Origin of the sequence: Nostoc sp. NZL (assembly GCF_015714705.1) — a bacterium.
Lineage (GTDB): Bacteria > Cyanobacteriota > Cyanobacteriia > Cyanobacteriales > Nostocaceae > Nostoc > Nostoc foliaceum_A.
Window position 1 is genome coordinate 33,479 of the sequence record NZ_WBKL01000205.1, and the last position, 14,942, is coordinate 48,420.

General features: G+C 40.2%; 13 protein-coding genes. 9 read left to right on the forward strand and 4 right to left on the reverse strand.

The features are described from left to right. Positions 1 to 126: 126 nt before the first annotated feature. Complete coding sequence (locus F8R90_RS30260; RefSeq protein ID WP_196513737.1) at positions 127 to 705, forward strand: HMA2 domain-containing protein; 579 nt, start codon at positions 127 to 129, stop codon at positions 703 to 705. 17 nt (positions 706 to 722) lie between these two features. On the opposite strand, the gene F8R90_RS30265 is transcribed toward F8R90_RS30260, so the two are convergent. Next, on the reverse strand, positions 723 to 3,071 hold the full coding sequence (locus F8R90_RS30265; protein WP_196513738.1) for a WD40 repeat domain-containing protein: 2,349 nt from the start codon (positions 3,069 to 3,071) through the stop codon (positions 723 to 725). A gap of 1,072 nt (positions 3,072 to 4,143) precedes the next feature. Between F8R90_RS30265 and F8R90_RS30270 the strand changes: the two genes are divergently transcribed. Next, entirely contained in the window at positions 4,144 to 5,133 is a 990-nt protein-coding gene (locus F8R90_RS30270) for a hypothetical protein (protein ID WP_196513740.1), read from the forward strand. A 211-nt stretch (positions 5,134 to 5,344) separates the two neighbouring features. Here F8R90_RS30270 and F8R90_RS30275 read toward each other — a convergent pair whose 3' ends face one another. Further along, on the reverse strand, positions 5,345 to 6,733 hold the full coding sequence (locus tag F8R90_RS30275; RefSeq protein WP_196513742.1) for a cytochrome P450: 1,389 nt from the start codon (positions 6,731 to 6,733) through the stop codon (positions 5,345 to 5,347). A gap of 329 nt (positions 6,734 to 7,062) precedes the next feature. Between F8R90_RS30275 and F8R90_RS33595 the strand changes: the two genes are divergently transcribed. Genes F8R90_RS33595 through F8R90_RS33235 form a run of 3 tightly spaced genes read left to right on the forward strand, consistent with a single transcriptional unit; the run spans position 7,063 to position 7,762 of the window. Further along, complete coding sequence (locus F8R90_RS33595) at positions 7,063 to 7,200, forward strand: glycosyltransferase (RefSeq protein WP_331000748.1); 138 nt, start codon at positions 7,063 to 7,065, stop codon at positions 7,198 to 7,200. 37 nt (positions 7,201 to 7,237) lie between these two features. After that, positions 7,238 to 7,366, forward strand: a complete 129-nt coding sequence (locus F8R90_RS33600) for a glycosyltransferase (protein WP_331000750.1) — start codon at positions 7,238 to 7,240, stop codon at positions 7,364 to 7,366. A gap of 6 nt (positions 7,367 to 7,372) precedes the next feature. Continuing rightward, the gene (locus tag F8R90_RS33235) at positions 7,373 to 7,762 is read left to right on the forward strand and encodes a hypothetical protein (protein WP_230967133.1); all 390 of its coding nucleotides are present in this window, start codon (positions 7,373 to 7,375) and stop codon (positions 7,760 to 7,762) included. A gap of 149 nt (positions 7,763 to 7,911) precedes the next feature. Here the strand turns inward: F8R90_RS33235 and F8R90_RS30285 are convergent, their stop codons facing one another. Then, positions 7,912 to 10,017, reverse strand: coding sequence for an acylase (locus F8R90_RS30285; RefSeq protein WP_196513743.1), 2,106 nt, complete (start codon positions 10,015 to 10,017; stop codon positions 7,912 to 7,914). After that, complete coding sequence (locus tag F8R90_RS30290; protein WP_196513745.1) at positions 10,007 to 10,201, reverse strand: hypothetical protein; 195 nt, start codon at positions 10,199 to 10,201, stop codon at positions 10,007 to 10,009. Before F8R90_RS30290 ends, F8R90_RS30285 begins: the two co-directional genes overlap by 11 nt. 330 nt (positions 10,202 to 10,531) lie before the next feature. On the opposite strand from F8R90_RS30290, the gene F8R90_RS30295 reads away from it, so the two are divergent. The 4 genes from F8R90_RS30295 (at position 10,532) to F8R90_RS30310 (ending at position 14,744) form a co-directional block, all read left to right on the forward strand. Continuing rightward, entirely contained in the window at positions 10,532 to 11,563 is a 1,032-nt protein-coding gene (locus F8R90_RS30295; RefSeq protein WP_196513747.1) for a FecCD family ABC transporter permease, read from the forward strand. Further along, a complete protein-coding gene (locus tag F8R90_RS30300) occupies positions 11,560 to 12,600 on the forward strand; it encodes a FecCD family ABC transporter permease (RefSeq protein WP_196513748.1) in 1,041 nt (346 codons plus the stop codon). The genes F8R90_RS30295 and F8R90_RS30300 overlap by 4 nt, the downstream gene beginning before the upstream one ends. 18 nt (positions 12,601 to 12,618) lie before the next feature. Then, a complete protein-coding gene (locus tag F8R90_RS30305; RefSeq protein WP_196513750.1) occupies positions 12,619 to 13,437 on the forward strand; it encodes an ABC transporter ATP-binding protein in 819 nt (272 codons plus the stop codon). Between the two features lie 332 nt (positions 13,438 to 13,769). Continuing rightward, complete coding sequence (locus F8R90_RS30310; RefSeq protein WP_196513752.1) at positions 13,770 to 14,744, forward strand: hypothetical protein; 975 nt, start codon at positions 13,770 to 13,772, stop codon at positions 14,742 to 14,744. Positions 14,745 to 14,942: the final 198 nt, after the last annotated feature.

The window sequence follows — 14,942 nt, forward strand, 5'->3', positions numbered from 1 at the left end:
CTCTCTCATTCCTCTGTGTTCTCTGCGTCCTCTGCGGTTCGTTTTTTAGTAATTTTGCACTCATTCCTGTAGATAACAAACCCACAACAAAGAATCCACAATCATACAAGTCAAAAAGGCAGTTGTATGTTAAAAAATGGCTATAGCACTTATAATAAAATGCCAAAAATTATAGACAAAGCTAGCTTAAAAACACCACCACAATCGATATCTACAAAAGTTGTAAGTTCGACTCCCGGAAGATTGCGGTTGAGAGTCGCTCATTCCCATCGTCAACCAGAAAAGATGCAACGCATCGCCAGTGCTTTGTCAGCAAATTCTCACATTAATCGAGTTACGACAAATGTCCATCATGGCAGTATTGTGATCAATCACGATGGTAACGATGGCAGCCTAGAAAATGTGCTAGCAACACTTAAAGATTTAGGAATAGTTTTTGCCGATGTTACCGAGGGTAACACCGAGGCAGCAGCAGGAGTATCATCTGCGCTTGTTGACTTAAACCAGCGCGTAAAACAGTCAACGCATGGTGCTTTTGATCTGCGGATTCTTTTTCCATTGGGATTAGCTAGTCTTTCAGTGCGGCAATTACTTAATAAAGGGTTGGAGTTAGAAGTTATCCCTTGGTATGTTTTAGCATGGTATGCTTTTGATAGCTTTATTAAGTTGCACAGAACTAGCCAAGAACAATCAACAAACGAGTAACCAAAGCAGTAAAAAGCTTAATTTATCTGCCAAATTTTGATGGTTTTATCAGAACTAGCACTAGCAAGAAATTGACCATTGGGGCTAATAGCAATAGAGTTTACAGCCCCTGAGTGTTCTGTGATAGATTGCAGTAACTCTCCCGTCTGCAAATGCCAAATTTTGATGGTTTTGTCTGCGCTAGCACTAAAGAGAATTTCCCCATCAGGACTAACAGCTAAGGATTTTACCTCTTCAAAATGTCCAGTCAAGCTGTGTAATAGTTTACCTGTAGCTAAATGCCAAATTTTGATAGTTTTGTCTGTGCTACCGCTAACGAGAATTTCTCCATCAGGACTAATGATTACTGATTTCACCCCACCTAAATGTCCGTTGAGGGTGCGTAATGGATCGCCTGTGCGTGGGTTCCACAGCCTAATTTTGTTATCAGAACTACCACTAGCAAGGATTGTACCATCGGGGCTAATAGCAGCGGCATTAACTGCGGATGAATGCCAAAGGGTACAAATGCGTTGGCATAGCCCGCCGCAGGCATCGCCTTTATGCAAGTTCCAAATTTTAATTTTATGACTGCCACTGGCAATAATTTGTCCATCAGGACTAATTGCAATGCAGTTAACCGGTTTTTGATGTCCTAAAAGAGTGTGGAGGAGTTTGTCAGAATTGAGATTCCATACTTTGACATTACTTCTGGGGTGTTGGCAGCTACCAACAGCAAGAAAATGTCCATCAGGACTAATCGCAACAGATGAAATTTCGCCTAAATCTTCTGTGATGCGGATAAGTTTGCCGGTCTTAAGATTCCATACTTTGATGGTTTTATCTGCACACCCGCTAACTAAACTCTCAGAATCAGGGCTAATGGCGACAGATGTGACTTTTTTTGAATGTCCAGTGAGGGTGTGGCTGAGAACAATATGTTGTAATGTTACTTGGTGTTTGAGGTTAGCGACGTAATTTAAAATTTCTTCAACATCAGCAATTCTCTGAGTATCACCCACTGCGACAAAATATTCTCTTAACTTTTTGACATATTCCTCATCTTTGACGCTGACGGCTGATTGCATTGCCTGAAGCGGGTTCGTAGAATCTTGTGGTGATATTTGGCGTAGTTGCAACCATGTATTCACAGAATAATCAAGCTGCTCGTTTGCCCAAGAGCAATCGCTTAAATGAGATAAACTCTGGGCTAATTGCAAAGCCAATTCTGGAATCCAGTAACAACGCTCATTTTCCAGAGCTTGGTAAACTTGTTTATAACCTGAGGCTATAACCTGTAATGATTGTAAATCAAAAGTATCTGACAGTAAACTTGGCAGCAACTCTGGTAGTAGGGGAGGTACACTATGATCAACCAAGTGGTAAGCATCTGCTACCCAACCTGCAACCAAACAGTGATAGGTAATCAAAACTTGGCAAAGGTTTTCAAAGTCCTGACGATTGACTTGATATTGTAAGGATAACTTACTAATATCAATTCCTTTTTCATCCCATTTTTCTAGCTTTTCTAAAATTGCCAAATTAACAACATTCTCTTTTCCAATGTGGTTAATTTCCTCTAAGTCTTCTCCCAATGCCAGCAGTTCATCTCTAATCTTTTTCCATTCTAACGCCCGTCTTTTAGCAGACTCTTCCAAAATTTGTCGATAAGGTAAACGGGCAATTGTTTTATAATAATAATTACTTTGTCCCAAACCCCAGTAGGCAATCCGAAAATTTAAATAATCGCCATCATTTTCTGACTCCAAAATCAAACTTGGCTCTGTTTTCAACATTTCAAACAGAGCCTTAATACTTGATTCACTGTGAAAACGTTTACTATCCCAAGCTCCTGCCAATAACTCTGTTGGTCTAACTTGACTGTGTAGAGAGTAATGCTTGTTAAGAAAATCTCGTATTCCTTCAGCTAACATTAACTCAATTTGGGAAGTTTTATCATCTTTATTATCGTCAAATTTGTCAAAATGTACTTGAGGAGGAGCAATAAAAATTTTCAGTGGAGTGTGCCCATAATGGGTGGAGTCTAAAATTTGTGAAGGGTATAATCTTAATGGCCAGCTATCAAGAATTTTATTAACTTCTGGCAACTTAAGCGCTGTTTCTCGCTCTTGCGCGGTTATTCTTAATCGCATTTCGTGATTATAAGCTACTAATTGCTGCTGGGAAATTCTTTCTTGTTGAAAGTCCTCAACGTAACTGCTGTTTTTATTTGAAGGATTCAGAGCTTTGACTAATTCGGGAATTGCTTCAATCGGTTCATATTTATTCAGAGATAAATTGTCTTGATTTCTCTTCTGTACTAGCTCTGCAACAACAGGTGCAAACTCTAGTACTAGTTGAATTAGTAACCTTAACCCTTGGTGCATAAACACATACCTAGAAACTAAATAAGCAAGATTTGTATGAAATCAGGGCAATGCTGCCATCCAGTAAATTCATACATCCTCTTGATATTACTAACTGAAAGTATAGTAACTCAACCGTAAAAGTTTAAAACCCTTACATGTCAATAAGTCTATGTAATGAAATACCTGTAAATAGAAATGATAATCATCTAAGAGGGCGTTTTAAAAGTTCTCTTGTTGGTAGCAAAGCTATGACTAGCCCCAATACTGCTCGGTTAAGGGGAAATAGATGGTAGGTTCAAGAATAATTTGTTCATGTAAATTATACGCGAACAAAATGATTCAACAAATTCAGGCTTCAGGGGAAGTAGCACTACTTAGTTATTGTGTTTTACGTTACCCAATACGTGGAAAAAGGAAGCTTGTTGGTAGTATAAATTACACGTTACCAAACCAATTTTTCCACAACTCAACCCAACAAATTGAGCAAATATAAGTATTTGGGTAAGGCTGGAGGCCCTGCTCATATTGATGCTGTCCTCTCCGTAGCTAGAAGAACTCAAATCGATGACTTAACTTCGTGCATCGACTCTCTTGGTCAAAATTGGGTGGACTTGTACGATAGCCTCAAACAGAAAAAGTAAGTCGAATTATCCGATTTGTTGTTCACGTAGTTCTTACGCGAACACTATTTTCTTTGTTTTACCCTCTATTTCCCCTTAACCAAGCAGTATTGTCGCCGTTAGTCATATTCCTGCCATTATCTTCACTGTAAGTAATCATTAAAACAGTTTTAGTGGTAAAATGTAATCACTTAAGTATAAGCAAAATCAATCTAAAAATAATTTTAAAGATTACCCAAAATATAAGTTTTTCAAATATAAATGCTAAGAATTTTATGATATTAAAGTCAATATAAGTAATTTTTTCACTAGAAGATAGCTTACAACAAGCCTAAAGCTAGAATTACTAAAAACTTATTAAGAGCTATTTTTTAGAAAAACGGGAGCCGTAAAATAACTCTACTGAAACTCATTTTCTCAACATTAATGTAACAGAATATTACGTATTAACTGCTAAAGTTTAAATAATAATGAATGACAATAATGGACAACTTAGTATGTTGACTCGAAATTATTTTAAAAAAAAATTTCCGTTACTATATGATATTTGCTATGAAAACTATAAAGGATTGGTTAGAAATCCCCAATGGCTGTTAATGCGGAAATTAGCGAGATTTCGTATAGGGCGATTTCTAAGAGAGTTTTTCTTAAAAGCTACAGCTAAATCATCTAATTTTTATGTAAATGAATCTCCTACTTTATTCCCATATATCGACGTAAATTTAGTAGTTGACAGTCTCAAGAAAGATGGGTTTTATTTAGGTATCAATCTACCTGAAAATATAGTAGAAGAAATAGTCTCATTTGCACACTCTAATCCTTGTTATATCCATCGCCAATCCAGATTGGGATTCTATTATTATCAGAAACAATTAGCAGAAATTGCTTATGGTGAACCATTGACTTTAGCTGGTTACTTCAACACAGCTTTGCTTTGTCCTGCTATTTGGCAACTACAGAACGATCCTAAATTATTGGCAATAGCTGCCAAATTTTTAGAACATGAACCTGCACATCAATGTAATCAACTGTGGTGGAGTTTTTCTGGAGAGGTAACAGATGAACAAAGGAGACAAACATTTCAAATGTTTCACTACGATATGGATGATTATCGATTTTTAAAATTTTTCTTTTATTTGACAGATGTTGATGCAAATGGCGGCGCTCATATCTGCATTCGGGGTAGTCATAAACAAAAGAAACTCTCACATTTATTGCTACCTAAATCAGAAACTGATGCAGAAATTATTAATTATTATACTAAAGACTCATTAGTGACTATTTGTGGTAAAGCAGGCTTTGGATTCGTTGAAGATACATTTTGTTTTCATAAAAGCAAAACTCCAATTAATCGAGACCGTCTCATATTACAACTTGAATATGCCATAACTGACTATGGTATGCAGCATGATACACGAGACATTTCAGGTTTGCGATTCCTCGTTAACCCGAAATTATAATTTTAAACAATTAAAATAAATTAAACACCCATCTGAAGAGGTTAAAGAAAAATTTATAGACTAAAATTTTCACCCACCTTGAAAGGGCTATAAAGCGTTCTAGATCCCCCTAAATCCACGCCACTTGCTCCAGTTCGGGTTTTCGCCCAACTGGAGCAAGTGGCGTGGGTTAGAGGAGATTAATAACTGCCTAAAATCTTTTTCGCTACTGCTAATTAGAAGTTTGTACGTGTTGAGGTTTCCCGTCTTTAGAAGCGTTTGGCACAATCTGTTTGAGTTGCACCTTCAGCCCGTTTTCCGGGCGTAAGGTGATTGAAGGCTGTGGCACGATTGGGTATCCTGGCACTAAATCTATTTGGAAGCGTTGAGCAATAGTCGCCAATAACAAAGCCGCTTCCATCTGAGCAAAACCTTTACCAATACAAATCCTTAGCCCATCCCCAAAAGGTATATATACTCCTTTAGGAAGTTCTTTTTCAAACTCCTGTGTCCAACGTTCTGGTTGAAAAGCTTCAGGATTCTCAAAATACTTTGGATGACGGTGCATTACCCATTGGCTAATCATGATTGCCATGCCTTGGGGAATTTCGTACTCACCAATCTGGGTATCTACTGCTGCTTCCCGCCCCATGAGAGGGACTGGAGGATATAACCGCATTGATTCTTTGATAATTTGCTGTGTATAAACTAACTGCCCAAGGTCTTCGAGTGTTGGTAACTTGCCTTGCAGAACTTGATTTAGCTCTAATTCTAATTTTTCACGCACTTCGGGATTTTGTGCCAAGAGCAACCACGTCCAGGATAAAGCATTTGCAGTAGTTTCATGCCCTGCCAACATTAAGGTGGCGACTTCATCTCGCAGCAGTTTATCATCCATCTGCTGAAGAGTTTGTTCGTCTTTCGCTTCCATTAGCATTGTCAACAAATCATTGGTTTTTTCCCCACTGTTGCGACGCTCTTGAATCAGTTTGTAGATAGCTTCATCCATTTGGGCAATGGCATGACGATAACGGATGTTTTCAGGTCTTGGCAACCACTCCAACACCAGAAAATTCTGCCGTCGCTTACTTTCAAACCACTGCATTGCCACATCTAGTGCATTGGCAACAACTTTTGTTTCTCCTGCATCTACATCAGTGCTAAATATGCACTTCATAACTATTTGCAGCGTCAAATGCATCATATCTGCATGAACGTCATGAGTTTCACCATCGTGCCAAGTTTGAAGCATTCGGTTGGTGTACTCTACCATTATTTGGCTATATCCATTAATCCGTTTTTGGTGAAATACTGGTTGGGCAAGACGACGTTGCCAAAACCAGGATTCTCCTTCTGCGCTTAACAACCCTTCTCCTAGTAAGGTTTTTAAGGCGCGTAAGCCTCGGCTTTTAATAAAATCGTTGCGGTTTTTTAGAACTTCTTCTATGTATTCAGGATTAGTTACTAAAAAAGTCGGAGTTAACCCTAACTGTAAGGGAATAATATCACCATAGTCACGACAACGGGTAAGAAATCCTAATGGGTCTTGTCCAAGTTCAAATAAATGTCCAACAATAGAGTTAACCGGCGGTGCTGATAACTCGAATACATTCAGAGCCATAGTAAAAACCCTCTAGGTTCGTGTCTATTCAAGAACCTTAATTCACTATTAATATTGAATTCTTCATCACATAGAGAGATTTTGGTAAATACGCTTTGTCAGTTAACCGAAAAGTTATCGTATTAAGTGCAGTTTCTGATCCAAAAATGCCTATTTTATTAGCCCAGATTTTGCGAAGCCTCCTCCTTTAAGCCGGATTCACCCAGTTTCTACAGGCGTTGAACCCTTGAAATTAGCAAAGGTGTTGCCTATATGATGTGCTTATTCTATAATTTCGTTACATACTTTGAAATTTTCCCGCTCACCTACATAGTCTGAAATTCAATGTCGTGAATCCTAAAGTATCTGTCATTATCCCTGCTTGCAATACTGAAGCTTATATTGCGAAGGCAATAGAGTCAACCTTGGAGCAAACGCTCAAAGATATTGAAGTTATCATGAAACCTTTGAGTTTCCGCTGCGCGTAATCGTGCTCTCAAAGCAGCCCAAGGAGAATGGATTGCTATTCTTGATTCAGATGACTGGTATGATCCCGAAAGATTAGAAAAGCTTGTATTGCTGACAGATGAAACAAATGCAGATATGATTGCTGACGATCTGTATTTAATCAAAGATGCTGCAACATCTCCTTAGAGTACATTGATTGAAGAAAGTGGAGAACATATAGATAAAATTCTCCAAATAGATATAGTTTCTTTTGTAGAAACTGATGTCTATGGAAAACCAGGGTTGCATCTTGGTTTAAGCAAGCCTATATTTAAACGAAAATTTCTGATTAAGCACGGCATTTTGGACGACGAAACTGTCAGCATAGCTGAATCTAGCTTATTCTCAAGTTGTAGAGCCTATAAAACAAAGAAAATGGTTAAAGGCATTAAAAAAAATCAGAAAAACCCATCCTTTTTTTATGATTTCCTTTCCCGATTTAACAATATTATCAAGCGTCGAATTCAATACTATGTGATGGGTAATAAATCAGTTTTTGACATTTCTTATAACCTCCAGAGAAAACTAAAAACTAGCAATTAGTACTATAGCAATCCGAATTGAAACGTGGGTATCTCTCAAATTTTCAACCGAAGTCTTGTACAGACAGAATAAGATTCTGGGGAAACAGTAGTAGCTCAGTAGCCTGATATTTTGTAAGCTGATCTTTCATAGCTGTCTCCCCAGAATCCTCAGAATATTTTACGTTCTTCTAGATGAGCAAGAATATCTGAGCGCGATCGCCATACAGGACGCAACTTTTTGTTAGCAAACATCTGTAACTGATCGCCAATGTGAGGCGATCCGGGTTGAGATGCATTACCGTAGCTGGTGAGTGCCATTGCTCGTACAGGGTTAGAAAATTCAATTGCAGCCACATAGGAATCACCTGCAAAGGCTTGGAACTGACCATTTTCTCCTGGAGCAGAATTCAGTACACGAAAAATTCCCAGGTTGCCATCCCCACCATTACTAGGCAAATCCTTATCACCCAATTTTAGCCGAAAAACCTGTCCCCACGGTACATCAAGCGCCCCATAGGTCTTTTCTACCTCTGCTGCGACTGCTTGCAAAGTTGCAACTGCACTTTCAGGATTAGCTAAACCATCGGGTGTGGTGCGTGGAGAATTTTCATTCCAGGGTTTACTAAAGGCCTTATCTAAGTCCATCTGTTGTACCCAAAAGGCAAATAATACAGCCCCGCGACTATCTCCATTGGCTTGCCGATCCCAGGCTTCTAGGACATTGGCTGCTTTTTGCCCTACGTCCTGACCGTACTTGCGTGCAGCTGGAATTAAATCATCCAAAATCCGATCAGCCAATTCCATGCGGGTAGAGTGCTTGTATGCAACCATTTCATCAAAAGAGATTTTGTCATCCTCAGCCAACATCCTTACAGAACGTTGGGAGCGGAAATCCATGAAACGAGGTGCCATGTAAGGCGGGTAGTTATCTGCTTTAATGGCAGCTGGAAAGGTAGTTGTCCAAGGTGGATCATTTGTATTTTGTAACCAGCCACTCTTAGGGTCAACTATGCGTGGTAAATCTTGGTAAGGATGAATTTTTGTCCACAAGGTTTTAGATGTATTGCCTGGGATTATGCTTTGCCAGTATTCAAAATCACCCTTAGAGCGCACTGGAACTTGACCATTGAATAGGTGCATAATATGCCCTTCTCGATCTGCATACATCACCGTAAACATTGGTAGTTGCAAGCGCTTAAGTACGGCTTGAAACTGGCTAAGGTTGTTTGCTCGTGCCATATCCCACCATTGCTGGAGTACGCCTGGCCGGTCAAGACCTGCAACTCTCAGCGCCACGGCTTTACCTGCTTTCTCAGCTATTACAGGCCCGTGAACAGAACTTTTTACTACTAATGGTTGCTCTTGCAAGGAGCCATCTTTCTGTTTCACCTTCAAGGAGAGGGTTTTTGTCTGGAAATTACGAACTTTGTCATCAAAGCGGTACCCATTACCTCCCAGTGTGAGTTCATAAAGATCCCAACCATCATAGGTGTTAACTGTGTGAGTCCAACCTAAGTTGTTGTTAAAGGCGATCGCTAATACAGGAATACCTACAAGTGTTGCTCCATAAGCATCAATTCCTGGTGCGGTGATTTGGGCTTCATACCACAAAAATAAATCTGACCAAGGTAAGTGTGGGTTTGCTAGCAACATTGCGTTCCCATTAGCAGAATGACTTGGTGCGATCGCCCAACCATTAGATCCTGCTTGCAATTTTTCTTTGCTCAGATCTAATGCTTCCTCTGGATTGACTACAAAGGTGAAATTGAGCACCCGATGTAAGTGAGCCATGACATCTTCTGCCTTGACTGGTAGCACCGCCTCAACTTGATCATCAATCAAGTTAGGATTTTGTTTTGCATAAGCATTGATCCCAGTAGCAAAAGCATCAAGATAACTACGAAAAGTTGGACTCTGTGCTTTGTACCAAGAACGAGCGCGTTCTGGTACTCCCGCAGTCTGTACCCAACGATCTGACTCTAGGTATTCCTCTCCCCAATATTCGGCGGCGCGTCCCCGTGCTTGACCATAGAGACGCAAAAGCAAATCTCCATGACTTTGCATTTGTGCCCAACCAAAGGCATAAAATGCACTCCGCTCATCTTTGCCGTAGATGTGCGGCACACCATAGGTATCCCATAATATCTCTGTGGATTTTGTTGGTACAGCCATAGTGCGGCTTCCGACAAACAAAACCAGTATGAAACTGAGTATTAAGGGTAAAACGCGTATTGATTTTCTTTTGTAAACCCTAAGTAAAAGATCAATCCTCATGAACACCACCATTTACAGATGTAACGCCTGGTGACTGAAACTGCTGTTGGTCAAAGAACAAGCTGGGGAGAAAAGTTTTCCCTTCGCCCTTCTGCACATCTGCAAAGGAACTTCCAAATAAAAAAACATCCAACTCTTTTTGTGGGGTAGGCCAAAGAGCCAGACCCTCAATAAGGGTGGACATCTTGTCCGCCCCACAAGTAGTAGTGATTTATTTCTTGGTAATCCTTAGAGCAGCCTCTTGATAACAAGGTAAAGCTGCACGCAAGTGACTTTGACAAAGCAGATTTAAGTTGATCTAACAATACCACTTTGTTGAGAAAGTATATCAAAGCTGGAACGGTATCCTTTATTCCGTTTAAAAATCTGGAAAAGACTACGCGATCGTGTAATCTATATATTTATCAAGAAAGATTATCAACTCCAATGATTAAAAAGCTGTTAAATATTGAGAGTGCCTATTGAAAAAACAACCTACCAGCAGAGCGTAATATTTTCAAATGATGCCAGGATAATGATAAAAGCGACCACAGTATCACCTAGAGAATTGAAAAAGCCACCAATTACAGCCTTATTTGGTTTGGTTTTTGGACTGTGTATGCTGCTAATCTGTTTAGTATACAGTGTGACATTAGGTGCGGCAGAAATACCTGTTAGCAAGATTTTGACATCTTTTATAGCCTTTGATGGTTCCTATGATCACTTAGTTATTCAGACTGTGAGATTACCGCGATCGCTAATTGCTATCCTTGTAGGTTCAGCCCTTGCCGTATCGGGAGCATTGATGCAGGGTTTGACGCGAAACCCCTTAGCAGATCCAGGTATTTTAGGTATTGAGTCGGGAGCCGCCCTTTTTGTCGTTGTGGCAATTTTTGTTTTTGGCAGCTCATCCCTAAGTGTTTACGCCCTTGTGGCATTTCTGGGCGCGGGAGTAACAGCGGTGTTAGTTTACATCCTTGGTTCTCTGGGACGGGGAGGAGCCACCCCACTGAATCTGACAGTAGCAGGAGCGGCGTTAACTGCTCTGATTTCTTCCTTCACCACCGGTATCCTCATTGTCAGTCAACAAACCCTCGAACAAGTTAGATTTTGGTTAGCTGGTTCATTATCTGGTCGAGATTTTAATTTATTCTTACAACTACTGCCTTTCGTCGGCATCGGATTAGTAATAGCTTTTGCCCTCGGCAGACAAATTACCACTATGAGTTTAGGTGAAGATGTCGCCAAAGGGTTGGGTCAACAGACAGCTTGGATAAAAATATTTACCGCTATCAGCGTAGTCTTACTAGCAGGAAGTTCCGTCGCTCTTGCAGGGCCAATCGGCTTCATTGGTTTAGTCGTTCCCCATATAGTGAGATTTTACATTAAAGCCGATTACCGTTGGATATTACCTTATTGTGCAGTTTTGGGTGCTATTTTACTCTTGGTTGCAGACATTGCCGCCCGTGTATTGCTCAAACCGCAGGAGTTACCTGTGGGTGTAATGACAGCAATAGTTGGCGCTCCTTTTTTTGTATACCTAGCTAAATCAAAGGTGAAAAAATGAGTTTTGATTGGCTAGTCATTCGTTCCCAAGCGATATCTTTCCGCATCGACCGACGTGTACCAGTCATACTGCTATGTTTGGCAGTAGCGATCGCAGTGGCGATGGTGATGAATGTCGGGCGGGGTGAATATCCAATCTCGCCTTTAGATATCGTGAAAACTATATTGGGTTTAGATACAGGAAATCCAGACCATTCATTCGTGATTCAGAATCTCCGTCTACCCCGCACCCTTGTAGCTTTTATGGTAGGGATGGCGCTGGCAATTTCTGGGACTATCTTTCAAGGACTGACACGCAATCCATTGGCTGACCCAGGTATTATTGGCATCAATGCTGGGGCGAGTCTGGCGGCAGTTACAGTAATTGTGCTATTTCCTTCAGCACCAATTTACACCTTGCCACTATCAGCCTTTGCTGGTGCTTTGCTAATGGCGATTTTAATTTACTCGCTAGCTTGGAATAACGGTAGTTCCCCGATTCTATTAATTTTAATGGGTGTTGGTTTATCTGCGATCGCCAGTGCCATAACCAGCTTGATGATTACCTTTGGCGAAATTTATGACGTTAGTAATGCTTTGGTTTGGTTAGCTGGGAGCGTCTACGGCCGGACTTGGGAGCAAGTCTTTTCCTTACTACCTTGGTTAATTGTTTTTGTGCCTATGGCTTTGACACTAGCAAGGCATTTGAACGCTCTTAACTTAGGAGATGATGTCGCCAAAAGTCTAGGTAGCCAGGTGGAATGGCAACGTGGTTTACTGGTGCTGGTGGGTGTAGCTTTAGCAGGTGCAGGAGTCGCCACCGCCGGAAATATTGGTTTTGTTGGTTTAATCGCACCCCATTTAGGACGACAGTTGGTAGGTGCAACCCATGAAGGCTTGGTTCCTACCTCCGCACTGTTGGGGGGAGTGATTGTTGTAATGGCAGACTTGCTAGGAAGAACACTATTTGCACCTATTGAACTTCCTTGTGGGGTGGTAACTGCTGCTGTTGGCGCTCCTTACTTTCTTTATTTATTAATTCGTAACCGCAAAAAATAAAGCTGAGAAATATCACCTATGAAAGGACTGTCAACCAAAAATCTGTCTTTAGCCTACGATGGTGCGCTGATTATCCGTGACCTGAATTTGGCAATCCCTAACGGACAAATAAGTGCTTTAGTTGGTGCTAATGGTTGTGGTAAATCAACGTTGTTACGAGGTTTGGCAAGATTGCTTAAACCCTGTAGCGGTAATGTCTATCTTGATGGAACGTCTATTTTTAATCTTTCCACTAAAGAAGTAGCACAGCAGTTAGGTATTTTACCCCAAGGGCCAGTAGCACCGGAAGGGTTAACAGTGCAAGATTTGGTAGCACAAGGGCGTTACCCTTATCAAAATTGGTTGCAGCAGTGGTCAGCAAAAGATGAAAAAATCGTACAGCAGGCACTCTTCATTACAGATTTGTTGGAATTGGCAGATAGAGGATTAGATACTTTGTCTGGTGGACAACGACAGAGAGCTTGGATTGCAATGGCACTGGCGCAAGATACAGATATTTTACTTTTAGATGAACCGACTACTTTTTTGGATTTGACCCACCAAATAGAGATTTTGGATTTGTTGTATGAGTTGAACCAAACTCAGGGGCGAACAATTGTGATGGTGCTGCATGATTTAAATCAGGCTTGTCGTTATGCTGATTACTTAGTTGCAGTTAAAGATGGTCGAATTTTTGCTGCTGGCGAACCAGAGCTAGTCATGACTCAAGAAATGGTTCAGGAGGTTTTTGGATTGAAGTGTAGGATTATTCTTGACCCAGTTGTGGGGACACCGATGTGTTTACCTATAGGACGCAAGGGTAAAGGAAGTGAATTATCCCACTCTGGCAGAGCCTGAGAGTTGGGAGAGATAGCGCATTTAATTTAACGGCTCAACGCCGTTAAATTAAATAATTTCCTGAAACTACTTTGTCAATAGAGAATTTTTTATTTTGCCTTGACTGACTTCTGCCAGCAATAATCGAATCTATAGGACTCCGATTCGTTTTATCAAAGTTGTATCTGAAATATTGTTCAGAAATCAGACAGGAGTCCTATACAACTGAGAAATTTTAAAATTTGATACTAATTACACAATGCAATCCTAGTGTATTATGAGAGTAGTAACAGTCTACTAAGACTTGTTATAAACGCAATTCTATAAGTCCGTAAACAATTATTAAAAATGATATGAATTCTAATATGCAAGAAAGTGCTGTGCAGACATCTTCCATAATTTATGGAGTACACTTTGCGGCCAAGAAAAACCTAAGTATGGTTAGTACAAGTGTAGCCAATGAAACTGCAAAAAAAAATTGTAATCCAGCAGGAAAGCCATTGCACACTTCAGAAGTGGAAAATATAGCCCATACGACCCCTGAAATATCTCTAATATCTTTAGATATAGAAACTGGTAAACAGTTATCCCACTCGCCAATCTCGGTTAACACCGTTGAGAATAAAAATATACGTACTCCAGATGTGCATAAAGCCTTCCATAGCAACCCTTATGAGCGGCTAACAAGTCTCACTCATCTATCCAACGGGACGTTCATTATCACCTGTGTAGCACGCACGCAAAATGGCGATTTTAATCGGCTCATATTTTTTAATCGTGACAAGTCTTCTCGAACTCACAAAGCTCTAAAAGTGTGGGGATTTCAACAGGATAGTAGTACTTTAGAAAGTCTGCTAGAAACTCAAGATGGCAAGCTTTTGGGCATAGTTAGTCTAAGAGGGGGTGTTCCACCTTTTGAGTTAGCAACCATTGACTATGAGACGGGTAAAGTAACCTATGATCCACTATTACCCGATTTGCAACCAGACCGACGCTATAGTAATCTCGCCCAATCCCCTGTTAATAGAAAAATTTATGCTACAAGCATGGGTATGGGGTACTCTCTGCATTTGGTGCAGTTAGATATGGAGAATAATTCAGTAATGACTGGCAAAGCACTAATTATAAAGTTGTCAGAATTACACTTCAACAATAAGCCTTTAGAAAGTGACTTGCTCAGTTTAGCTTTTTCTTCATTAGGAAAACTATATGCAGTGGCTAATCTCAATCATGAGCCAATGAATTCTCTATTCACCGTGGATATCGATACCGGAGAGATGACGCTAGTAAGAAAATTAGCAGTTATTAAAATTGCCTTTGCTTATTAATAAGACCTATCCGAAAACTCGCAAGCCAATATTTACAAAGCTTTTGGTCAAGCTTAAATATACCCATCGGTATGCAGTTATTAGTCAAAATTCCCGAAAATCTGTACCAAGCCGTTGCGATCGCAACCCAAGAAAAGCCAATACGCTTGGGTTAAGGCTTTACTCTTTGTCAAACAAAGTCAATTTTTTAACGAACCG

What these genes read in the sequence shown, in the direction of transcription:
- F8R90_RS30260 (WP_196513737.1), top strand. Translation starts at nt 127, where the DNA reads ATGTTAAAAAATGGCTATAGCACTTATAATAAAATGCCAAAAATTATA.
- F8R90_RS30265 (WP_196513738.1), bottom strand. Translation starts at nt 3,071, where the DNA reads ATGCACCAAGGGTTAAGGTTACTAATTCAACTAGTACTAGAGTTTGCA.
- F8R90_RS30270 (WP_196513740.1), top strand. Translation starts at nt 4,144, where the DNA reads ATGAATGACAATAATGGACAACTTAGTATGTTGACTCGAAATTATTTT.
- F8R90_RS30275 (WP_196513742.1), bottom strand. Translation starts at nt 6,733, where the DNA reads ATGGCTCTGAATGTATTCGAGTTATCAGCACCGCCGGTTAACTCTATT.
- F8R90_RS30285 (WP_196513743.1), bottom strand. Translation starts at nt 10,017, where the DNA reads ATGAGGATTGATCTTTTACTTAGGGTTTACAAAAGAAAATCAATACGC.
- F8R90_RS30290 (WP_196513745.1), bottom strand. Translation starts at nt 10,201, where the DNA reads ATGTCCACCCTTATTGAGGGTCTGGCTCTTTGGCCTACCCCACAAAAA.
- F8R90_RS30295 (WP_196513747.1), top strand. Translation starts at nt 10,532, where the DNA reads ATGATAAAAGCGACCACAGTATCACCTAGAGAATTGAAAAAGCCACCA.
- F8R90_RS30300 (WP_196513748.1), top strand. Translation starts at nt 11,560, where the DNA reads ATGAGTTTTGATTGGCTAGTCATTCGTTCCCAAGCGATATCTTTCCGC.
- F8R90_RS30305 (WP_196513750.1), top strand. Translation starts at nt 12,619, where the DNA reads ATGAAAGGACTGTCAACCAAAAATCTGTCTTTAGCCTACGATGGTGCG.
- F8R90_RS30310 (WP_196513752.1), top strand. Translation starts at nt 13,770, where the DNA reads ATGAATTCTAATATGCAAGAAAGTGCTGTGCAGACATCTTCCATAATT.